The following is a 20,788-nucleotide window of genomic DNA, read 5'->3' as shown; positions in this document are numbered from 1 at the left end:
GTAAACCCGCAGGGCGCCGTCGGGTTCCAGAAAGATGGAAAATCGCCGGGCGGTCCCGCCCGGGATCGATCAGTCGCGCGGCCCGTAACCGCCGCCCGTCGGGGTGACCACCGTTACAGCCTCGCCGGCCTCGAGGACCGTCTGGCCGCAACCGCCGAGATCCTCCAGGCGTCCGTTGAGCCTTCGGACGATGGTCTGGCCGAGTTCCCCGGCCTCGCCGCCGGCAAGGCCGTGGGGACGGATGGTCCGGTGGGAGGAGAGGATGGCGCAGTCCATCTTTTCCAGGAATCGGATCGTGCGCTTCGTGCCGTTGCCCGCCGACCATCTGCCCCTGCCGCCCGACGCCTTGCGGATGTGGAAGTCTTCGAGCAGGACGGGGTAGCGCGTTTCCAGGATTTCGGGGTCCGTGAGGCGGGAATTGGTCATGTGGACATGCACCGCATCCGTCCCGCTGAAGCCGGTGCCGTCGTTGAAGACGCCGGCCGGCGAACCGGAGCAGAGCGTCTCGTAATACTGGTAGGTGGCGTTGCCGAAGGTGAGGTTGTTCATCGTGCCCTGGCTGGCGGCCATCGCTCCCAGCGCGCCGAAGAGCGCATTCGTCACGTGCTGGCTGGTTTCGACATTGCCGGCGACGACCGCCGCCGGATATTGCGGCTTCAGCATCGAGCCGTCCGGGACGACGATGCGGATCGGCCGAAGGCAGCCGGCGTTCATCGGGATCGAGCTTTCCACCATGACGCGGAAGACATAGAGCACGGCGGCGCGGGTGACCGGCTCCGGCGCGTTGAAATTGTTCGGCTTCTGGGCACTGGTGCCGGTGAAGTCGACCGTCGCCTCGCGGTTTGCCTTGTCGACCGTGATCTTCACCCTGATCGTGCTGCCCTGGTCGGTGTCGTAGGAAAACTCGGAATTGCCGAGCTTCTCGACGACCCGCCGGACGCTCTCCTCCGCATTGTCCTGGACATGGGCCATATAGGCCTGCACGACGGGAAGGCCGAATTGCGCGATCATCCTGCGCATTTCGTGCACGCCCTTTTCGTTGGCGGCGATCTGCGCCCGAAGGTCTCCGACGTTCTGGGCGACGTTGCGGGCGGGATAGGGATGCTCGGACAGGAGACGGGTGATGCCGTCCTCGTCGAAGCGCCCGCGGTCGACCAGCAGAACGTTGTCGAACAGCACGCCCTCCTCGTCGACGGTCGTCGCAAGCGGCGTCATCGAGCCAGGCGCGGTGCCGCCGACATCGGCGTGGTGCCCGCGCGAGGCCACATAGAAGAGGATGCCTTCGCCCTTCTCGTCGAAGACCGGGGTCACCACGGTGATGTCCGGCAGATGGGTCCCGCCGTTATAGGGCGCGTTGAGCGCGAAGACGTCGCCCGGCCGGATCCGGCCGCTGTTCTGGGCGATGATGGATTCGACCGAGCGGTCCATCGAGCCGAGATGCACCGGCATGTGCGGTGCATTGGCGACGAGCGCGCCGTTCTCGTCGAAGATCGCGCAGGAAAAGTCCAGCCGTTCCTTGATGTTGACGGAGGAGGCGGTGTTCTGGAGCGTCACGCCCATCTGCTCGGCGATCGACATGAAGAGGTTGTTGAAGACCTCCAGCAGAACGGGATCGGCTTCCGTCCCCACGGCCTTGCGGCGGGCGAGTGCTGCGACGCGCTTCAGGACGACGTGGTCCAGCGCCGTGATCTCGAACGCCCAGCCGTCCTCGACGACGATCGTCTGGTGCGGCTCGACGATCAGGCAGGGGCCGAGCGCCCTCGCGCCCGGGCGGATGTCGGCGCGGCGGTAGACGGGCGCGTCGCGCCATTCCCCGCCGGAAAAGAAGCGCGTTTCCTCGGTCGAGGCGGGCGCTGCGTCGTCGAGCGGATGGGTCGGCTCGGTCGATTCCGCACCGCCGCCGATTGCCTCCACCTCGTAGGATTCAAAGACGATCTCGCGGTTTTCGAAGATGAAGCCGAACTGCTTGCGATGAAGCGCCTCGAAGACCTCCGTCATCTCGGCGACGGAGGAAAGCGGAACGGCAAGCGTCGTATCGGTGCCCTGGTAGCGCAGGTGGGCGCGATGCAGCACGTCGGCATCGGCGTTCGAGACGCCCTGGGCGGCCATTTCCTGCAGCACGCTCGCCGTCAGTTCGTCGCGCACCGGGGGAAGACCTTCAAGCGCCTTGCCGAGCCCGACCGACACCGTCTTCTGGCGGGTGGCGCGGATGTCGGCAAGCCCCATGCCATAGGCGGACAGGATGCCGGAGAAGGGGTGGATCATCACCGTCGAGATGCCCAGCGCATCGGCGGTGAGGCAGGCGTGCTGGCCGCCGGCGCCGCCGAAGCAGGTCAGCACGTAATTGGTGACGTCATAGCCGCGCTGCACGCTGATCTTCTTGACGGCATTGGCCATGTTTTCGACGGCGATGGCGAGGAAGCCGTCCGCCACCTCTTCAGGCGTGCGGCCGTCGCCGATCGTGGCGGCCATCTCCTCGAAGGCGGCGCGGACCGCATCCGCATCGAGGGGCTGGTCGCGGTCCGGTCCGAATATCTTCGGGAAGAGGTCGGGGGACAGCTTTCCGAGCATGACATTCGCGTCGGTCACCGTCAGCGGCCCGCCGCGGCGATAGGCCTTCGGGCCGGGATTGGCGCCGGCCGAGTCCGGTCCGACCCGGAAGCGGCCGTTCTCGAAATGCAGGATCGAGCCGCCGCCGGCCGCGACCGTGTGGATCGACATCATCGGTGCGCGCATCCGCACCCCGGCGACCTCCGTCTCGAAGGAGCGCTCCAGTTCGCCGTCATAGTGGGAGACGTCGGTCGACGTGCCGCCCATGTCGAAACCGATCATCCGTTCGAAGCCCGCAAGCCTCGATGTCTCCACCGCGCCGACCACGCCGCCGGCGGGGCCGGAGAGGATGGCGTCCTTGCCCTGGAACAGGTCGGCAGCCGTCAGGCCGCCGGAGGACTGCATGAACATCAGCCGGGCGCCGTCCTCGGCATCGGCGCCGAGTTCGCTCGCCACCTGCTCGACGTAGCGGCGCAGGATCGGCGACAGATAGGCATCGACCACGGTCGTGTCGCCGCGGCCGACGAGCTTGATCAGTGGCGAGACCTCGTGGCTGACGGAAACCTGGGTGAAGCCGATCTCGCGGGCGATCCGGGCGGCCATCTGCTCGTGCTGCGGGAAGCGGTAGGCATGCATGAAGACGATGGCGACGGCCCGAAAGCCGGCATCGAACTGCGCCTGGAGATCGCGGCGGATCGCGCCCTCGTCCGGGGCGGTCTCGACTTCGCCGTCGGCGCGGACGCGCTCGTCCACCTCGACGACGGCGCTGTAGAGGAGTTCCGGCTTGATGATCTTCTTCGCGAAGATGTCGGCGCGCGCCTGGTAGCCGATCTCCAGCGCGTCACGGAAGCCGCGCGTCGTGACGAGCAGCGTCCGCTCGCCCTTGCGCTCGAGGAGGGCGTTGGTGGCAACCGTGGTTCCCATCTTGACCGCACCGATGAGGCCGGACGGCACCGGTTCGCCGGGCGCAAGTTCCAGCAGTTCGCGAATGCCCTGGACGGCCGCATCGCGATAGGCCTCCGGATTGTCGGACAGGAGCTTGTGCGCGACCAGCGAGCCGTCCGGCCTGCGCCCGACGATGTCGGTGAACGTGCCGCCGCGATCGATCCAGAAATCCCACTTGCCGCCGGTCATGACCTGCCCCTCGTTGTCCGTCTGTCTTTACGAAAACAGTTCGTCGATAAAACGTCAATGATTGATTGACAGCAAATTGCACATTGCTGCATCATGCCTCCATAACGGGCAAACGAGCCGCCAGAGCTCGGTCCGGCCACGGCAACCGAGGGGAGCCGATGATGTTCGAATGCCGTATGCCATGCGGGAGGGCGACCTGTGTCCTCCATTGATCCGCGTCACAGCATCTTCCCCGAGTGGCTGAGGAAGTCGCTCGATGGCCTCTACCTTCTGGCCGGCTGGCTCGCCGGCGTCTTCCTCGTCGCGATCTTCGTGATCATGCTGGCGCTGTCCGCCGGTCGCCCGCTCGGGATAGACGTGCCGGCCGGCGACGATTTCGCCGCCTGGTGCATGGCCGCGACGGCATTCCTGGGGCTTGCCCATACGTTCCGCTCGGGGGAGCTGATCCGCATGGGACTGATGATCGACCGGCTCGGCGGCCTGTCGCGCAGGCTCGTCGAGATTGCCTGCACCACGATCGGTGCCGCCGCGGTCAGCTACTTCGCCTGGTACGCGATCGAGATGACCCTCTTCTCCTGGCGCTTCAACGACGTCTCCATGGGCGTGATTGCGGTGCCGCTGTGGATCCCGCAGCTCGGCATGTCGGCCGGCCTTGCCATCCTCGCCATAGCCTTCCTCGACGAGCTTCTTCATCTGCTCTTCGGGGGCGCCCCCCGCTACGAGAAGCCGAAGGCGGAGAGCGAAGAGGAAATCATCGAACGCGTCATGGAAAGCGGGGTCTGAGGATGGAAGCGGTGTCACTCGTGGAGGTCTCCGGCCTTATTCTCGGAGCCCTGCTTTTCCTGCTTATCGGCGGCGTCTGGATCGGCATCGCCCTTCTGGTCTGCGGCTTCGTGGCCATGCAGTTCGCGCCCGCCGGCATCCAGATCGGCGCAGCACTTGCCACCAACGCCTGGAGCGGCTCGGCCTCGTGGAGCCTGGCGGCCCTGCCGCTCTTCGTCTGGATGGGCGAGATCCTCTACCGCACGAGATTGTCGGACGAGATGTTCCGGGGCCTCTCCCCGTGGCTGAACTGGCTGCCGGGCCGGCTCGTGCATGTGAACGTGCTCGGCTGCGGCCTGTTCGGCGCGGTCTCCGGCTCGTCGGCGGCAACGACGGCGATGGTCGCCAAGATCACCCTGCCGGAACTCAAGAAGCGCGGCTATGACGAGATGATCAGCCTCGGGTCGCTCGCCGGCGCCGGAACGCTCGGCTTCCTCGTGCCCCCGTCGATCACGATGATCGTCTATGCGGTCGCCGCGAACGTGTCGATCATCCAGATGTTCATCGCCGGGCTCATTCCGGCCGTGATCGTCATGGCCCTCTACATGGCGGCGATCGTCGTCTGGGCATTGCTCAATCCCGACAAGTCCCCGCCGCCGGCGCCGAGGACAAGCCTTGCCAGCAAGCTGAAGGAAACCCTCAACCTCATTCCGCTGGCGCTCCTGATCATGACCGTCTTCTCGGCCCTGCTGATGGGGTGGGCGACCGCCACCGAATGCGCCGCCTGGGGCGTGCTGGGTTCGCTGGTGATCGCCGCGTGGCAGAAGGCGCTGACCTGGACGAGCTTCAAGGAAAGCGTCATGGGCGCGACGCGCATGACCGCGATGATCATGCTGATCCTCACTGGCGCCGGCTACATGTCCATCGCCATGGGCTATACCGGCATCCCCGCGGCGCTCGCCGCCTGGGTGGCGGGCTTCGAACTCAGCCCCTACGCGCTGATCGCGGTGCTGACGGTGATGTACATCCTGCTCGGCTGTGCGATCGACGGGTTGTCGATGATCGTCCTCACCACCGTCGTCGTCCTGCCGATGATCCAGCAGGCCGGCTTCGACCTGATATGGTTCGGCGTCTTCCTGGTGCTGATGGTCGAGATGGCGCAGATCACGCCGCCGGTCGGCTTCAACCTCTTCGTGCTGCAGACGATGAGCGGCCGCGACAGCCTCACCGTTGCCCGCGCCGCGCTGCCGTTCTTCTTCCTGCTTGTGGCAACCGTCGTCATCATCACGGTCTTCCCGGACATCGTGATGGTCCTGCCGCGAATGGCGTTTCCGGGGTAACGTAAAAGGGGAATGACAATGGACTTTCACATGCGATCGATCGCCCGCTGGGGAATGACCGTGGCAGCGCTTGCCCTGGGAGCGGGCGCGGCGATGGCCCAGACCGCCTGGGTTCTGCCCTCGGCCTATCCTCCGGCGAACTACCACACCGAGAACCTGATGCAGTTCGCATCCGACGTGGACGCCGCAACGAGCGGCGCGCTGAAGATCACGGTGCATCCGGGGGCGGCGCTCTTCAAGGCGCCGGAAATCAAGCGCGCCGTGCAGACGGGCCAGGCGCAGGCGGGCGAGGTGCTGATCTCGCTGCACGAAAACGAGAACCCGGTCTTCGGCATCGACGTCGTGCCCTTCCTCGCCACCAGCTTCGAGGATTCAAGGAAGCTCTGGGAGGCATCGAAGCCGACCGTGGAAAAGGCGCTCGACGAGCAGGGCCTGAAGCTTCTCTACACGACGCCGTGGCCGCCGCAGGGCATCTACACCAAGAAGGACGTCAACAGCGTCGCCGATCTCCAGGGCCTGAAGTGGCGCGCCTATAACGTCGGCACGTCGCGCATTGCCGAGATCGTCGGCGCCCAGCCGGTGACCGTGCAGGCGGCTGAACTGCCGCAGGCGCTGGCGACCGGCGTGGTCGACGGCCTGATGACCTCCAGCGCCACCGGCGTCGATTCCAAGATCTGGGAATCGCTCACCCACTATTACGACACGCAGGCGTGGATCCCGAAGAACGTCATCTTCGTCAACAAGGACGCCTTCGCCGCGCTCGACCCCGCCCTCCAGACCGCCGTCACGGAGGCTGCCGCAGCAGCCGAGGAGCGCGGCTGGAAGCTCGGCGTCGAGAAGACTGCCGCCTACATGGAAACCCTGAAGCAGAACGGCATGCAGGTGATCGCGCCGAGCGACGAGCTGAAGACCGGCCTGGCGGACGTCGGCGCCAAGCTGACCGAGGACTGGCTCTCCAAGGCCGGCGACGACGGGAAGGCAGTCATAGACGCCTACAGGAAGATGTGATCAACAGGCGCCGCCGGGATATCCGGCGGCGTCTTTCGTTCGGGAGGAGACATCATGGCGGCTGAAAAGGATGAGCTGGGACCCATCGTTTCGTCGGGGCATCTCGCCACCGGCGCCCTGCCGGCGCTGTCGGAGATCGAGTTCGGCCTGATCATGCTGAACCATGCCTTCAACCGGTGGATGGTCCGCTGCATGGCGGCTGCCGGCGTGCCGGACCTCTCGCCGGTCGATATCATCGTACTTCACAACATCAACAGCCGCGACAAGCCGAAGACGCTTGCCGACATCTGCCTCGTGCTCAACATCGAGGACACCCATGTCGTCACCTATGCACTGAAGAAGCTGGAGCGGCTGAAGCTCATCAGGTCCGGGCGCCGCGGCAAGGAGAAGCTCGTCATGGTGACGCAGGAAGGCGCCGAAGCCTGCGCCCGCTACAAGGCGATGCGCGAGAGCCTGCTCGTGAAGTCGGTGCTGGCGACGGAGGTTTCCGCCGACAACCTTTCCGACGTTGCGGCCCGACTGAGGGCGCTCTCCGGGCATTACGACCAGGCGGCGCGCGCCGCGGCTTCTCTCTAGGCCCGGCCATCCTCACCAGGGGTGCGGCCACTGGACCGCCAGTCACCTGTGCCTTTCCCGCAACAGCGGGCGATATTGGCGCTCTGACCACAGGATCGGCAAGAAGCGACACAATTGGGACAGCACTTTGTGGTGCTCCGGGGGCGGGAGGTCATCCAGCGATGTGCCTAGCGCACGGGAAGAACCATGAAATTGAATAGCTTGCGCCAGCGTAGTCTGGCATTCCTGCTCCTCGTTGCACCGCTTTCCGCCTGCACCACCCTCTCGACCCAGCCCGCTCCTCCTCCCGCCGTTGCAGCCCCTTCGTTCGAAGCTCCCGTCGAAGCGGAGGAGCCCGCAGATCCTGCCATCATGTATGGCGAGAAGCTGGATCACGGCTTCCGGATCGACGCCATCGACGTGTCGAAGCTGCCGGACGAGCGGCGCCGCCAGGAGGTCGATTACGCGACCACCGAGGCTCCCGGCACGGTCGTTGTCGATCCGTCCGCCCGCTACCTCTACTTCGTCATGCCTGGGGGCAAGGCGATGCGCTACTCGGTTGCCGTCGGCCCTGCCAGCCGCAACTTCACGGGCGAGGCGATCATCGACCGGAAGGCGGCATGGCCCAGATGGACACCAACGGACAACATGATCAAGCGGAGCCCCGAACACTACGGCCGGTTCAAGGATGGCGTGGACGGCGGGCCGGGCAACCCGATGGGCGCCCGGGCGCTATACATCCAGAAGGACGGCGTCGACACCTACTACCGTGTCCACGGCACGAACGACCCATCCTCGATCGGCAAGGCCGTATCGGCCGGCTGCATCCGCCTGCTGAACCAGGATGTGATGGATCTCTACAAGCGGGTGAATATCGGCGCGCGGATCGTCGTGCTCTAGGGTCGCGGACTCCGGCTCTAGGAGAGGAGCGCCTGCGTCAGCGGGTGGTGGGGGTCGGCCAGTCCGTCGAGGATGTTGAAGTGATGCCGGTCGGGCTCCTCGACCGCGTCCGTTTCCGCGCCGAGCCCTTTCCAGATATTGGCGAGCAAGGCGTTCTGGCGGAGGAATTCCGAACGCTCGGCGGCGCCCACCCAGCAGGTGAGCCGGGTCCCCGGGATCGGCTCGAGAAGCGCCGGGCTCTCCCGCCACGCTTCCTGCCGGTCGATGTGGAGCTGCCGGTTCATCGCCGTATGCATAAGCGGCCTCAGGTCATGCAGTCCGGAAAGGGAGACGGTATTGACGATCCTGCTGCGCACATCCTCGGTGAGCGGCGAGGTAAGGGTGATCATCCGCGTCACCAGATGGCCGCCGGCGGAATGTCCGACGAGACGGATCGGCCCCGCAACCTCCCCAGCCGCCCGCGCGATCGCAGCCGCGACTTCCAGGGTTATGCCGGCGATGCGGGTGTCCGGGCAGAGCGTATAGGACGGGATCGCAACGGCATGGCCCTGTTCCACCGCACCGCGGGCGAGATGGGACCAGTAGGACTTGTCGAGCCTCAGCCAGAAGCCGCCATGCACGAAGACGACGAGTCCTGCAGGCTTCGTGGCCGGCAGGAAGAGATCCATCCTGTTGCGCTCGGCCTCGCCATAGCGGATGTCGAGTTCCGCATGGCCGGCTTCGTGCAGCGCCTGCCGGTATTCCCGCGCCGGATCGACCCACAGTCCCGGCCAGCGCTCGCCTCCCGGAATGTTCGGGCCATTCGCATAGGCATCGTCCCAATCGGAAATCCGGTGTCGCATCTGGCCCTCGGCATTGTCATGACGTGCCGCATAGTCGCATCCGCCGACCGGCAACGGAAGGGGTGAATGACGGCGCGCCCAAAATTATTACAAACTTAAAATTTCTCTCTTGCCAGCACGCAGGCGCGGTGCTTTTCTGGTGAAAAGGCAAAAATGCCACGGCCGCCGCACCCGGAAACCTCGGGGTGGCGGACCAGAAGAACGCATGGGAACATCGTGATGAAACTGGGACCGACAGGCCATCTGGATACGTTTGCGCGCGACCATCTTCCGCCACCGGATCAATGGCCGGAGCTTCTGCTCAACGGCTTCGACTATCCCGAGTGGCTGAACGCCGGCGTCGAGCTGACCGACCGCATGGTCGAGCGCGGCTTCGGCGATCATACGGCGCTGATCGGCAACGGACGCCGGCGCACCTACAAGGAACTCTCCGACTGGACGAACCGCATCGCCCGGGCGCTGACGGAGGACTATGGCCTCAAGCCCGGCAACCGGGTGCTGATCCGCTCCGCGAACAACCCGGCAATGGTCGCCTGCTGGCTGGCGGCGACGAAGGCCGGCGCCGTGGTGGTCAACACCATGCCGATGCTTAGGTCCGGCGAACTCGCCAAGGTGGTGGACAAGGCGGAAGTGTCCCTCGCCCTCTGCGACACCCGCCTGATGGACGAACTGGTGGCGGTCGCCAAGGAAAGCCGCTTCCTGAAGCAGGTGATCGGCTTTGACGGCACCGCCAACCACGACGCCGAACTCGATCGCGCCGCCCTCGACAAGCCGGTGCGGTTCGAGGCGGTGCGGACCGGGCGCGACGATGTGGCGCTCCTCGGCTTCACGTCCGGATCGACCGGCGTGCCCAAGGCCACCATGCACTTCCACCGCGACATCCTGATCATTGCGGACGCCTATGCGAGGGAAGTGCTGGACGTCACGCCGGACGACGTCTTCGTCGGCTCGCCGCCGCTTGCCTTCACCTTCGGGCTCGGCGGCCTGGCGGTGTTTCCCCTGCGCTTCGGTGCGGCGGCGACGCTGCTGGAACAGGCGACGCCCGCCAAGATGATCGAAATCATCGAGAACTACCGGGCAACCATCTGCTTCACCGCGCCCACCGCTTATCGCGCGATGCTTTCGGCGATGGACGAGGGGGCGGACCTTTCCTCGCTGCGCGTCGCGGTGTCGGCCGGCGAAACCCTGCCCGCCCCGGTCTACGAGGACTGGGTCCGCAAGACCGGCAAGCCGATCGTCGACGGCATCGGGTCGACGGAAATGCTGCATATCTTCATCTCCAACAGGCTCGACGATTCCAGGGCGGCCTGCACCGGCAAGCCGCTTTCCGGCTACCAGGCGATCGTGGTGGACGACGACATGCGCGAAGTGCCGCGCGGAACGGTCGGACGGCTCGCGGTCAAGGGGCCGATCGGCTGCCGCTATCTCGCCGACGACCGGCAGCCGGACTATGTCCGCGACGGCTGGAACCTGACCGGCGATTCCTTCGTGCAGGACGAGGACGGCTATTTCCACTTCGCGGCCCGCTCCGACGACATGATCGTATCGGCTGGCTACAACATCGCCGGACCCGAGGTCGAGGCCGCCCTCCTGAAGCACGAGGCGGTCGCGGAATGCGCCGTGATCGGCGTGCGGGACGAGGAGCGCGGCCATATCGTGGAGGCGCATGTGGTCCTGGTGGATCGCGACACCGCCTGCGATGCCATGGCCCGGCTCCTGCAGGACCACGTCAAGACGGTCATCGCGCCCTACAAGTACCCGCGCTCCATCGTCTTCGCCGACGCGCTGCCGAAGACCGAATCGGGCAAGATCCAGCGCTTCCGCCTGAAGCAGGCGGGCGCTGCGTGAACGTGTGCGCAGATGCTGCAAAAGCGCATTCCCGGGGCTTCGCCAGTGGACGTTCTTTTGCAAGTGTGGAAGGTATCGCGAATACCCGCAGGCGCTGATGCCGACGCGGATATCCGGCTGCGAGATCAAGGGGTCCGTACCGGGGACGGGACGATAACAACAACTGGGAGTTCGACATGAAGAAACTGGTTTCTGCAGCCACATTGGCGCTCGGCATGAGCGTCTCGAGCCTCGCATTGGCCGAGCCGGTGAAGATCGGCATGATCACGACGCTGTCCGGCGGCGGTGCCGGCCTCGGCATCGATACCCGCGACGGCTTCATGCTGGCGGTCAAGCAGTCCGGCAACAGCGAGATCGAGGTCGTCACCGAGGACGATGGACAGAAGCCGGAACTGGCCGTCCAGATCGCCGACAAGATGATCCAGAGCGACCAGGTCGACATCCTTACCGGCATCGTCTGGTCGAACCTGCTGATGGCGGTGGCGCCGAGCGCGGTCGCACAGGGCAAGCTCTACGTCTCGACCAATGCGGCCCCGGCGGCGCTTGCGGGCGCAAACTGCAACCCGCTCTATTTCAATGCCGCCTACCAGAACGACAATCTTCATGAAGCCATGGGCGAATACGCCAACAAGGACTACAAGAAGATGTTCATCATGGCGCCGAACTATCCGGCCGGTAAGGACTCGCTGACCGGCTTCAAGCGCTTCTACAAGGGCGAGGTCGGCTCCGAGGTCTACACCCAGGTCGGCCAGACCGACTATGCCGCCGAGATCGCCCAGATCCGCGCGTCGGGCGCCGACGGCGTCTTCGCCTTCCTGCCGGGCGGCATGGGCATCGCGTTCATGAAGCAGTATGCGCAGTCGGGCGTCGAGATCCCGATCATGGGCCCCGGCTTCTCCTTCAGCCAGGACGTCCTGCCGGCGATCGGCGATGCCGCACTCGGCGCCAAGGCCTCCGGCCAGTGGGCGCCCGACTTCGACACCGAGGTCAGCAAGAAATTCGTTGCCGACTTCAAGGCCGAATACGGCCGCCTGCCGTCGATCTACGCCGTCCAGGCCTATGACGCCGCGCAGCTGATCCTGTCGGCAGCGGCCAAGGCGGACGTGAAGGATACCGAAGCCTTCCGCGCCGAACTCGTGAAGGCGGACATCCAGTCGCCCCGCGGCGACTTCAAGTTCAACACCAACCAGCATCCGATCCAGGACATCTATCTCACGGAAGTGGTCAAGCTGGACGACGGCACCCTCACCAACAAGACCATCGAGAAGATCTTCGACGATCACGGCGACGCCTACGCCCAAGACTGCAAGATGTAAGGCTGCCTGGTGACACTCGCACTCGCTCTTGAGCAGTTGCTCAATGGCCTTCAGCTCGGCGTCATGTTGTTTCTCATGGCTGCCGGGCTGACGCTGATCTTCGGCGTCATGGGCCTCATCAATCTCGCTCACGGTTCGCTCTACATGGTGGGCGCCTTCGCCTGTGCCGCGGTGGCATCGGCGACCGGTTCCTTCTGGATCGGGCTCGTGGCCAGCCTCGCCTGCGCGGCGGCGGCCGGGGCGATTGTCGAGCTTCTCGTCATCCGCAGGCTCTATGACCGCGACCACCTAGACCAGGTGCTGGCGACCTTCGCCCTCATCCTGATCTTCTCCGAGGGGACGCGCTGGCTGTTCGGTTCCTTTCCTCTCTATCTCGATATTCCGCCGCTGCTGCAGGGCGCCGTGGCGCTGCCCGGTGGCGCGCAGTATCCGCTCTACCGCCTGGCGATCATCGCCGCCGGCGCGCTCGTCGCCTTCGGCCTTTACCTGCTGATCGGCAAGACGCGGCTCGGCATGCGCATCCGCGCCGGCGAAAGCGACCGCGAGATGATCGGTGCGCTCGGCGTCGATATCCGCACGCTCTATACGGTCGTCTTCGCGCTCGGCGCCGCGCTCGCGGGCCTTGCGGGGGCGATGGTCGGCGCGCTGCAATCGGTGCAGGTCGGCATGGGCGAGCCCGTGCTCATCCTTGCCTTCGTGGTCATCGTCATCGGCGGGATCGGCTCCATCAAGGGGGCGCTCCTCGGCGCGCTGCTGGTGGGCGTCGTCGATACGATGGGACGTTTCCTCCTGCCGCAGATGCTGGCGCTCTTCGTCCCGCCGTCGCAGGCGGGCCTGATCGGCGGTGCTGCGGCCTCCATGCTCATCTATGTCATGATGGCGATCATCCTTGCGGTGAAGCCGCGCGGGCTCTTTCCCGCAGCCCATGCGTGAGGCCGCGATGCTGACCCGCGAAAATCTCGTCAATCTCGTCCTGGCCGTGCTGCTGCTCGTGGTACCGCTCGCAGCCTATGCCTCCGGCCAGCCGTTCTACGTCACGCTCGCGACCCGCGTCGCGATCCTGGCGCTCGCCGCGACCGGCCTCAATCTCGCGCTCGGCCTCGGCGGACTGGTCTCCTTCGGGCATGCCGCCTTCTTCGGCATCGGCGGCTATGCCGCCGGCATCCTCGCCACCCATTCCTTCTCCGGGGAGCCGGTGCTTCTCGGCCTGCCCGGCACCAACCAGATGCTCGTGATCTGGCTGGTGGCGATGCTGGTGGCCGGCATCACCGGACTGCTGATCGGCCTGATCAGCCTCAGGACCTCCGGCGTCTACTTCATCATGATCACGCTCGCCTTCGCGCAGATGGTCTACTACTTCGCGATCTCCTGGCCGGCCTATGGCGGCGAGGATGGCCTGTCGATCCTGGTGCGCAACCAGTTCCCGGGCGTCAACACGATGAAGCCCCTGAGCTTCTTCCTGATCTGCTACGTGGTGCTGATCGCAGCGCTCGCCTTCTTCGTGCTGATCCGCAATTCGCGTTTCGGCTCCGCCCTGCAGGCGGCACGCCAGAACGAGGTCCGCGTGGCGACCGTCGGGATCGCGCCCTATCGCATCCGTCTCGTGGCCTTCGCGATCTCCGCCGCCATGACCGGTCTCGCCGGCGCCCTCTTTGCCGATCTCAACCGCTTCGTCAGCCCTTCCATGCTGTCCTGGCACATGTCCGGCGAACTGATCGTGTTGATCATTCTCGGCGGGACGGGCCGGCTTTTCGGGCCGCTCGCGGGCGCAGCGCTCTTCGTCGTCTTCGAATACCTGCTGGGCGGCCTCACCGAGCGCTGGCAGTTCTTCCTCGGCCTCATCCTGCTCGGCACCGTGCTCTTCGCGCGGGGCGGGCTTCTCGGGCTTCTGGCCGGAAAGGCGCGTCATGGCTGAGCCGGTCCTCCAACTTTCGGATGTCGTCAAGAGCTTCGGGGCCCTGCGGGCGACCGACCATGTGTCGCTTGACCTGAGGCCCGGCGAGATCCACGCCCTGATCGGGCCGAACGGCGCCGGCAAGTCGACGCTGATCCACCAGATCTGCGGAACGCTCCGGCAGGATTCCGGCACCATCCGGCTGGGGGGACGCGACATCGGCCACCTCGGCGTCGCCGAGCGCTCGCGTCTCGGGCTCGGACGCACCTTCCAGGTGTCCTCGCTGGCGCCGGAATTCTCCGCGCTGCGCAATGTCATGCTGGCGGTGCAGGCCGAGCAGGGATCGAGCTTCCGCTTCTTCAAGCCTGTCATGCGCGACGCGTCCCTGATCGACCGGTCGATGGCAATGCTGGAGCGGGTCGGCCTCAAGGACAGGGCCCGCATCCCCGCGGCCGAACTGTCGCACGGCGAGCGTCGCCAGCTGGAGATCGCCATCGCGCTGGCGCTCGATTCCAAGGCCTTCCTGCTCGACGAGCCGATGGCGGGAATGGGGCCGGAAGGCTCCAAGGCGCTGACCGGCTTCCTCGACGGGCTGCGCCAGGAGGCGCCGATCCTGCTCGTGGAGCACGACATGGACGCGGTCTTCGCCCTGGCGGACCGTATTTCGGTGCTGGTCTATGGCAAGGTCATCGCCACCGGAACGGTCGAGGAGATCCGCCGCGACCCGACCGTTCGCAGCGCCTATCTCGGAGATCACGCCTGATGCTGCTCGACGTTTCGAAGATCGAAGCTTCCTACGGCGCAAGCCAGGCGCTGTTCGGCGTGGACCTGACGGTTGGCGAGGGCGAGGCGGTCGCGCTCATGGGCCGCAACGGAATGGGCAAGACGACGACGATCCGCGCGATCTGCAACCTCAATCCTCCGCGTTCAGGCTCGGTCAGGCTGGCGGGAACGGACCTGAGGGGCAAGCCGTCGCACAAGGTCGCGAGACTCGGTATCGGCCTCGTCCCGGAAGGGCGGCGCTGCTTTCCGAACCTCACCGTGCACGAAAACCTCGTCGCGGCCGCGCGGCCCGGGCCCTGGACGCTTGCGCGCGTCAACGACCTCTTCCCGCGCCTTGCCGAGCGTCACGCGCAGATGGCGCGTTCGCTTTCGGGCGGCGAGCAGCAGATGCTCGCCATCGGCCGGGCGCTGATGACCAACCCGCGCCTCCTCATCCTCGACGAGGCGACGGAAGGACTGGCGCCGGTCATCCGCCAGGACATATGGGCGGCGATCCGGAAGCTGAAGGCGGAGGGCCTGTCGATCCTGGTCGTCGACAAGACGCTGTCGGAACTCCTGCCGGTGGCCGACCGCTGCGTCGTCCTGGAGAACGGCCGCAGCGTCTGGCAGGGAACCCCGTCAGACCTGTCCGCCGACCTGCAGGATCGTTATCTCGGCGTCTGAGCCGAGGCGAACATCGGCCCGCCCTTGTGGGCCGGGAAGCCGTAGCCGCTGATCATCACCAGGTCGATGTCGCTCTCGCGCGCGGCAATGCCTTCCTCGATGAGCCTGCGGCCTTCCGTGGCCATCGCCGCCAGAAGACGGGCGAGAATCTCGGAAGCCTCAAACGTTCGCGGGACGATGCCCTTGCCCCGGCGGCACCGGGCGATGATCTCCGTCACCTCGGGGTCCACCTGCCGCCTGCCGTCGGGATAGGCATACCAGCCCCGTCCCGACTTCTGGCCGAGGCGGCCGGCTTCGCAGAGGCGGTCGGCAATCTCCACGTAACGTTCGGCCGGATCCCGCCTGGCTGCCTGCCGCTTGCGACGCGCCCAGGCGATCTCAAGCCCCGCCATGTCGTAGACGGCGAACAGCCCCATCGGAAAGCCGTAGTCCTCGAGGGCCGCATCGATCTCGTGCGGCAGAGCGCCGTCCTCCAGCAGGAATTCGGCCTCCCGCCGATAGGCCGAGAAGATGCGGTTGCCGATGAAGCCTTCCGTGACGCCGGTGACGACCGCGAGCTTGCGAAGCTTCCGTGCGACGGCAAGGCCCGTGGCGAGGACATCCGGCGAGGTCCGCGCGCAGCGGACCACCTCGAGGAGCCGCATGACATGGGCGGGCGAGAAGAAATGCAGGCCGAGCACGCGGTCCGGATGCGCGGTGGCCACGGCGATCTCGTCCGGGTTCAGGTAGCTCGTATTGGTCGCCAGGATCGCGTCGGGCCGAAGAACCTTGTCGAGCCGACGGAAGAGATCGACCTTGACGTCGAGATCGTCGAAGACGGCTTCGATCACGAGGTCGCAGGGCGAGAGATCCTCCTCGCGGGCCGTCACCGAAAGCCGCGCCTTCTGCGCCTCGAATTCGCTCCTGTCGATCCGGCCCGTCGAAAGGCTGCGCTCCAGAAGACCGACGATGCGATCGTGGCCACGTGCCGCGGCGTCCTCGTCACGGTCGAGCCCGATGACGCCGTAACCGGCGGCGAGGGCACAGACCGCGATGCCGCTGCCCATCAGGCCGAGACCGGCAATGCCGATCGTCGCGATCGGGCGTGGCAGGATGGCCTCGATACCCTCCACCCTGGAGGCCTGCCGCTCGGCGAAGAAGACGTGCCGGAGGGCTGCCGCCTCTTGACCGTCCCGCAGTTCAAGGAAGGTCGCGCGCTCGTCCGCAAGGCCCTCGGCGAGCGGTCTTGCGGCGCTCTCGACCAGCCGGACGGCCTCTGCCGGCGCACGCTGGCCGCGGGCCTTCGCCAGAACCTTGTTCCTCGCAGCCTCGATGGCCGCGGGCTCCGACGCCGGGACCTGCAATGCGCCGGTGCGGCGGGAAGGGGAGGCGGCGAGGCGACGGGCGCCGGCGATAGCCGCATCCCGTAATCCGGTGTCTGCGATCTCGTCCGCCAGCCCGAGGCCAGCCGCTTCCTGCGCCTTTATGCTGCGCCCACTGCCGATCAGGTCGATAGCCTGCGGAACGCCGATCAGCCGCGGCAGGCGCTGCGTGCCGCCGGCGCCAGGCACGATGCCAAGTTTCACTTCGGGGAGCCCAAGCTGCGCTGCGGGCGAGACGATACGGTAGTGGGAGCCGAGCGCGACTTCGAGCCCGCCCCCGAGAGCCGCGCCATTGATGGCGGCGACCACGGGCTTCGCGAAATTCTCCATCCGATCGATCACCGCGGGAAGGATCGGCTCCGCGGGCGGCTGGCCGAACTCCCGGATGTCGGCGCCGCCGATGAAGGTCCGTCCCGCCCCGGTGATGACGAGCCCGCGAACCGTCTCGTCGCCGGCCGCCCGGTCCAGCGCGACCATGAGGCCGCTGCGGACATCCCGGGACAGCGCATTCACCGGGGGATTGTCGATGGTGACGACGAGGATGTCACGGTCGATCTCGCCGCTGACGGTGTCGGAGAAGGAAAGCGCGCCGCCGGTCATCGTCTATTCCGGCACGACGGCGATGGCCTGGATCTCGATCTTCGCCCGGTCCTCCAGTAGAGCTCCGACCTGCATGGCCGCCATGGCCGGGAAATTACGGCCCATGACCTCGCGATACGCCTGTCCGATCCCCTTCAGGTTGGCGAGATATTCGGCCTTGTCGGTGAAGTACCAGGTCATCGTCGTCACGTGCTCGGGGCCGGCGCCGGCCGTCTCCAGGATGGCGACGACGTTTTTCAGCGTCTGGCGCACCTGTTCCACGAAGTCGTCGGTCTCGAACAGGCACTGTCCGTTCCAGCCGATCTGGCCGCCGACATAGATCTGCCGGCCGCGCGCCGCCACGCCGTTGGAATAGCCGATGGGCTTTGCCCAGCCCTCGGGCTGAAGGATGTCATGCATGCGTCTTCTCCGGAGGCGCGCTCTTCAGCAGCTCGCGCGCGATGATGAGTTTCTGGACTTCCGTGGCGCCCTCGTAGATCCGCAGCGCGCGAATCTCCCGGTAAAGGCTCTCGACGATTTCGCCGCGCCTTACGCCGCGCCCGCCGAACATCTGCACGGCGCGGTCGATCACCTGCTGGGCGTTCTCGGTCGCGACCATCTTCGCCATCGCCGCTTCCCTTGTCGTCGACAGGCCCTGGACGTCGCGACGCCAGGCGGCCCGGTAGGTGAGAAGGGCGGCCGCGTCGATCTCCGCCGCCATGTCCCCGAAGGCGGCCTGCGTAAGCTGCAGGTCGGAGAGATGGCTGCCGAACATTGGCCGGCTCCGGGCATGGGCCAGCGCCTCGTCGAGCGCCCGCCGGGCAAAGCCGAGTGCTGCCGCTGCGACGGAGGAGCGGAAGATGTCGAGGGTGCGCATGGCGATCTTGAAGCCCTCGCCCGGTGCGCCGAGCAGGCGGTCGGCCGGGATGCGGCAGTTCTCGAAGCGGATCGTCGCGAGCGGGTGCGGGGCAATCACGTCGATCCGCTCGGCGATCGAAAATCCCGGATCGTCGGCATAGACGACGAAGGCCGAGATGCCGCGGGTTCCGGGTGCTTCGCCGGTCCGCGCGAAGACCGTGTAGACATCGGCGATCCCGCCATTCGAGATCCACGTCTTCTCCCCGTCGAGCACGTAGTGCCCGCCATCGCGGCACGCGGAGCAGGCCATGGCGGCGACATCGGAGCCGGCCTCCTCCTCGGAGAGCGCGAAGGCGGAGATCCACTCGCCGGACCGCGCCTTCGGAAGGACCGCGCGGCGAAGTTCGGCCGAGCCCGCAAGCCCGATCGCGCCGGTGCCGAGGCCCTGCATGGCGAAGGCGAAGTCGGCGAGGCCGTCATGCCAGGCAAGCGTTTCGCGGGTGAGGCAGGCTTCGCGGGAATCGATCGATCGCTCTCCGCCCGCACCGGTCGCCGCGTCGAGGAGGCCGGCCTCGCCAAGCGAGCGGACGAGGCTGCGGCAGGCGCGATCCGTATCGGCATGGTCGATGCCGGAAAGGGCACCGGAGGCGGCGTAGCCGTCCAGCCGGGCTGCGAGCGCCCTGTGGGTCTCGTCGAAGAAGGGCCAGTCGAGGTGTTCCCGCGTCGGCCCCGGCAGCGTCGTCGGATGGGCCATGTCAGTTCCCCTCGAAGACGGGCTTGCGCTTTTCGGCGAAGGCTTCGAAGGCACGGCGGAAGTCGTTCGTCGCCATGCAGACCGCCTGCGCCTGGGCTTCCGACTCGATCATCTCGTCGATCCCCATCGCCCATTCCTGGTTCAGCATGGTCTTGGTCATGGTGTGGGCGAACCATGGTCCGTCGGCCAGCGACCGCGCGAGCTTCGACGCCTCCGCCTCGATCGTGTCGGCGGGATGGAGGGCGTTGTAGAAGCCCCAGGCGTGACCTTCCGGGGCGCTCATCGAGCGGCCGGTATAGAGAAGCTCCGCGGCGCGGCCCTGGCCGATGATCCGCGGGAGGATCCCGCAGGCGCCCATGTCCGCGCCGGCAAGTCCGACCCGGGTGAACAGGAAGGCGGTCTTGGCCTCCGGCGTTGCGAGCCGCATGTCGGACGCCATGGCGAGGATGGCGCCGGCGCCGGCGCAGATGCCGTCGACCGCAGCGATGATCGGCTGCGGGCACTTCCGCATCGCCTTGACGAGATCGCCGGTCATGCGGGTGAAGGCCAGAAGGTCCGGCATCGCCATCTGCGTGAGCGGTTCGATGATCTCGAACACGTCCCCGCCGGAGGAGAAATTGCCGCCCGCGCCGGTCAGCACCACGGCGCGAACGTCGGAGGCATAGGCGAGATCGCGGAAGAGGTCGCGCAACTCGGCATAGCTTTCGAAGGTAAGCGGGTTCTTACGTTCCGGTCGGTTCAGCCGGATCGTCGCCACGCGTCCGTCGTCGCTGACGTCCCAGAGGAAATGCCGCGCCTGGTAGTCCCTGAACGGGCGCAGGTGCCCTGCCATCGAAACCGTGCTCATCCTGCCAGTACCTCCCCGCCGGCGATAGCAATCGCCTGGCCGTTGATCGATCCCGCAGCCGGCGATGCCAGCCAGAGAACCGCGTCCGCGACTTCCTCCGGCCGGACCAGCCGGCCCTGCGGATTGCATTTGGTGAATTCCCTCGTCGCCTCCTCCCGGCTGCGGCCGGTCTTTGCGACGATCGTCTCGATCGCCTGCGCGACGAGCGGCGTGTCGGTGAAGCCGGGGCAGATCGCGTTGACGGTAATCCCGGTTTTCGCAAGCTCGAGCGCCAGCGAGCGGGTGAGCCCGATGACGCCGTGCTTCGCCGCCGTATAGGCGGAGACATAGGCATAGCCCGTGAGGCCTGCGGTCGAGGCGATGTTGAGGATGCGGGCCCCGTCGCCGCGGAGCTTCAGGTCCGGAAGGACAGCCTGCGTGACCTGGAAGACACCCGTCAGGTCGACCGCGAGCACCCGGTTCCAGACATCCAGCGAGGTCTTCTCGAATGGCGCGCTGGGCGCCTCGCCGGCATTGTTGACGAGGATATCGACGGGGCCGAAGGCCTGCCGGGCGCCGGCCAGACCCTCGTCGATCGCCGTCCGGTCCGTGACGTCGAAGCCTGCGGCCACGTGGACGCGCTCGCTCCCGAGCGTCTTCGCCAGATCCTGCAGCGGTTCGGCCCGCCGTCCGGCCAGCGTCACCCGGGCACCGGCGGCAACGAGGGCCGTCGCGATGGCGGCACCGATGCCGCTTCCGGCACCGGTAACCAGTGCGTGGCGCCCCTCCAGCTTGCGCGTCTGATACATCAGGCG

General features: G+C 66.6%; 18 protein-coding genes. 11 read left to right on the top strand and 7 right to left on the bottom strand.

Going from position 1 to position 20,788, the window contains the following annotated elements; all coding sequences use genetic code 11:
• Positions 1–69: 69 nt before the first annotated feature.
• Positions 70–3,684, bottom strand: coding sequence for a hydantoinase B/oxoprolinase family protein (locus tag ACWGPT_RS04665; RefSeq protein WP_452604412.1), 3,615 nt, complete (start codon positions 3,682–3,684; stop codon positions 70–72).
• Positions 3,685–3,882: 198 nt separating this feature from the next.
• Here ACWGPT_RS04665 and ACWGPT_RS04660 point away from each other — a divergent pair, with 198 nt between their 5' ends.
• The 5 genes from ACWGPT_RS04660 to ACWGPT_RS04640 all read left to right on the top strand — a co-directional run bounded on the left by ACWGPT_RS04660 (position 3,883) and on the right by ACWGPT_RS04640 (position 8,249).
• Positions 3,883–4,467, top strand: a complete 585-nt coding sequence (locus ACWGPT_RS04660; protein WP_452604411.1) for a TRAP transporter small permease — start codon at positions 3,883–3,885, stop codon at positions 4,465–4,467.
• Positions 4,468–4,469: 2 nt separating this feature from the next.
• Positions 4,470–5,786: a TRAP transporter large permease gene (locus ACWGPT_RS04655; RefSeq protein ID WP_452604410.1), complete on the top strand. Its 1,317-nt coding sequence runs from the start codon at positions 4,470–4,472 to the stop codon at positions 5,784–5,786.
• 18 nt (positions 5,787–5,804) lie between these two features.
• Positions 5,805–6,794, top strand: a complete 990-nt coding sequence (locus tag ACWGPT_RS04650) for a TRAP transporter substrate-binding protein (protein WP_452604409.1) — start codon at positions 5,805–5,807, stop codon at positions 6,792–6,794.
• A gap of 54 nt (positions 6,795–6,848) precedes the next feature.
• Positions 6,849–7,370 (top strand): winged helix DNA-binding protein, encoded by a 522-nt coding sequence (locus ACWGPT_RS04645; RefSeq protein WP_452604408.1) that lies wholly within the window; start codon positions 6,849–6,851, stop codon positions 7,368–7,370.
• Positions 7,371–7,556: 186 nt separating this feature from the next.
• Entirely contained in the window at positions 7,557–8,249 is a 693-nt protein-coding gene (locus ACWGPT_RS04640; RefSeq protein WP_452604407.1) for a L,D-transpeptidase, read from the top strand.
• 17 nt (positions 8,250–8,266) lie between these two features.
• Here ACWGPT_RS04640 and ACWGPT_RS04635 read toward each other — a convergent pair whose 3' ends face one another.
• Positions 8,267–9,091 (bottom strand): alpha/beta hydrolase, encoded by an 825-nt coding sequence (locus tag ACWGPT_RS04635; RefSeq protein ID WP_452604406.1) that lies wholly within the window; start codon positions 9,089–9,091, stop codon positions 8,267–8,269.
• A 219-nt stretch (positions 9,092–9,310) separates the two neighbouring features.
• Between ACWGPT_RS04635 and ACWGPT_RS04630 the strand changes: the two genes are divergently transcribed.
• From ACWGPT_RS04630 to ACWGPT_RS04605, 6 genes are all read left to right on the top strand, one after another.
• On the top strand, positions 9,311–10,939 hold the full coding sequence (locus ACWGPT_RS04630) for an AMP-binding protein (protein ID WP_452604405.1): 1,629 nt from the start codon (positions 9,311–9,313) through the stop codon (positions 10,937–10,939).
• 176 nt (positions 10,940–11,115) lie between these two features.
• Positions 11,116–12,255: an ABC transporter substrate-binding protein gene (locus ACWGPT_RS04625; protein ID WP_452604404.1), complete on the top strand. Its 1,140-nt coding sequence runs from the start codon at positions 11,116–11,118 to the stop codon at positions 12,253–12,255.
• A gap of 9 nt (positions 12,256–12,264) precedes the next feature.
• Positions 12,265–13,188, top strand: coding sequence for a branched-chain amino acid ABC transporter permease (locus tag ACWGPT_RS04620; protein ID WP_452604403.1), 924 nt, complete (start codon positions 12,265–12,267; stop codon positions 13,186–13,188).
• A gap of 7 nt (positions 13,189–13,195) precedes the next feature.
• On the top strand, positions 13,196–14,170 hold the full coding sequence (locus ACWGPT_RS04615) for a branched-chain amino acid ABC transporter permease (RefSeq protein WP_452604402.1): 975 nt from the start codon (positions 13,196–13,198) through the stop codon (positions 14,168–14,170).
• Positions 14,163–14,912: an ABC transporter ATP-binding protein gene (locus tag ACWGPT_RS04610; protein ID WP_452604401.1), complete on the top strand. Its 750-nt coding sequence runs from the start codon at positions 14,163–14,165 to the stop codon at positions 14,910–14,912. The genes ACWGPT_RS04615 and ACWGPT_RS04610 overlap by 8 nt, the downstream gene beginning before the upstream one ends.
• Positions 14,912–15,595 carry an ABC transporter ATP-binding protein gene (locus ACWGPT_RS04605; protein WP_452604400.1) on the top strand — a complete coding sequence of 228 codons (684 nt, stop codon included), beginning with the start codon at positions 14,912–14,914 and terminating at the stop codon, positions 15,593–15,595. The genes ACWGPT_RS04610 and ACWGPT_RS04605 overlap by 1 nt, the downstream gene beginning before the upstream one ends.
• Here the strand turns inward: ACWGPT_RS04605 and ACWGPT_RS04600 are convergent.
• The 5 genes from ACWGPT_RS04600 to ACWGPT_RS04580 are packed head-to-tail and all read right to left on the bottom strand — an operon-like array spanning position 15,580 to position 20,782.
• Positions 15,580–17,556 carry a 3-hydroxyacyl-CoA dehydrogenase NAD-binding domain-containing protein gene (locus ACWGPT_RS04600; RefSeq protein WP_452604399.1) on the bottom strand — a complete coding sequence of 659 codons (1,977 nt, stop codon included), beginning with the start codon at positions 17,554–17,556 and terminating at the stop codon, positions 15,580–15,582. The two genes, ACWGPT_RS04605 and ACWGPT_RS04600, sit on opposite strands and share 16 nt — an antisense overlap.
• A gap of 3 nt (positions 17,557–17,559) precedes the next feature.
• The gene (locus ACWGPT_RS04595) at positions 17,560–17,955 is read right to left on the bottom strand and encodes a RidA family protein (RefSeq protein WP_452604398.1); all 396 of its coding nucleotides are present in this window, start codon (positions 17,953–17,955) and stop codon (positions 17,560–17,562) included.
• On the bottom strand, positions 17,948–19,147 hold the full coding sequence (locus ACWGPT_RS04590) for an acyl-CoA dehydrogenase family protein (RefSeq protein ID WP_452604397.1): 1,200 nt from the start codon (positions 19,145–19,147) through the stop codon (positions 17,948–17,950). Before ACWGPT_RS04590 ends, ACWGPT_RS04595 begins: the two co-directional genes overlap by 8 nt.
• 1 nt (position 19,148) lies before the next feature.
• A complete protein-coding gene (locus ACWGPT_RS04585) occupies positions 19,149–19,994 on the bottom strand; it encodes an enoyl-CoA hydratase family protein (RefSeq protein WP_452604396.1) in 846 nt (281 codons plus the stop codon).
• On the bottom strand, positions 19,991–20,782 hold the full coding sequence (locus ACWGPT_RS04580; protein ID WP_452604395.1) for an SDR family NAD(P)-dependent oxidoreductase: 792 nt from the start codon (positions 20,780–20,782) through the stop codon (positions 19,991–19,993). The genes ACWGPT_RS04585 and ACWGPT_RS04580 overlap by 4 nt, the downstream gene beginning before the upstream one ends.
• Positions 20,783–20,788 lie beyond the last annotated feature (6 nt).

The sequence above is a fragment of the Pseudorhizobium sp. NPDC055634 genome (genome assembly GCF_053618655.1).
The sequence above is the reverse complement of the archived record's forward strand: the minus strand, read 5'-3'. Positions and strand labels throughout refer to the sequence as shown.

Excerpts from the sequence above, each read along its gene's own strand:
- ACWGPT_RS04665 (WP_452604412.1), bottom strand. The coding sequence starts at position 3,684 with ATGACCGGCGGCAAGTGGGATTTCTGGATCGATCGCGGCGGCACGTTC.
- ACWGPT_RS04655 (WP_452604410.1), top strand. The coding sequence starts at position 4,470 with ATGGAAGCGGTGTCACTCGTGGAGGTCTCCGGCCTTATTCTCGGAGCC.
- ACWGPT_RS04650 (WP_452604409.1), top strand. The coding sequence starts at position 5,805 with ATGGACTTTCACATGCGATCGATCGCCCGCTGGGGAATGACCGTGGCA.
- ACWGPT_RS04645 (WP_452604408.1), top strand. The coding sequence starts at position 6,849 with ATGGCGGCTGAAAAGGATGAGCTGGGACCCATCGTTTCGTCGGGGCAT.
- ACWGPT_RS04640 (WP_452604407.1), top strand. The coding sequence starts at position 7,557 with ATGAAATTGAATAGCTTGCGCCAGCGTAGTCTGGCATTCCTGCTCCTC.
- ACWGPT_RS04635 (WP_452604406.1), bottom strand. The coding sequence starts at position 9,091 with ATGCGACACCGGATTTCCGATTGGGACGATGCCTATGCGAATGGCCCG.
- ACWGPT_RS04630 (WP_452604405.1), top strand. The coding sequence starts at position 9,311 with ATGAAACTGGGACCGACAGGCCATCTGGATACGTTTGCGCGCGACCAT.
- ACWGPT_RS04625 (WP_452604404.1), top strand. The coding sequence starts at position 11,116 with ATGAAGAAACTGGTTTCTGCAGCCACATTGGCGCTCGGCATGAGCGTC.
- ACWGPT_RS04615 (WP_452604402.1), top strand. The coding sequence starts at position 13,196 with ATGCTGACCCGCGAAAATCTCGTCAATCTCGTCCTGGCCGTGCTGCTG.
- ACWGPT_RS04610 (WP_452604401.1), top strand. The coding sequence starts at position 14,163 with ATGGCTGAGCCGGTCCTCCAACTTTCGGATGTCGTCAAGAGCTTCGGG.
- ACWGPT_RS04605 (WP_452604400.1), top strand. The coding sequence starts at position 14,912 with ATGCTGCTCGACGTTTCGAAGATCGAAGCTTCCTACGGCGCAAGCCAG.
- ACWGPT_RS04600 (WP_452604399.1), bottom strand. The coding sequence starts at position 17,556 with ATGACCGGCGGCGCGCTTTCCTTCTCCGACACCGTCAGCGGCGAGATC.
- ACWGPT_RS04595 (WP_452604398.1), bottom strand. The coding sequence starts at position 17,955 with ATGCATGACATCCTTCAGCCCGAGGGCTGGGCAAAGCCCATCGGCTAT.
- ACWGPT_RS04590 (WP_452604397.1), bottom strand. The coding sequence starts at position 19,147 with ATGGCCCATCCGACGACGCTGCCGGGGCCGACGCGGGAACACCTCGAC.
- ACWGPT_RS04585 (WP_452604396.1), bottom strand. The coding sequence starts at position 19,994 with ATGAGCACGGTTTCGATGGCAGGGCACCTGCGCCCGTTCAGGGACTAC.
- ACWGPT_RS04580 (WP_452604395.1), bottom strand. The coding sequence starts at position 20,782 with ATGTATCAGACGCGCAAGCTGGAGGGGCGCCACGCACTGGTTACCGGT.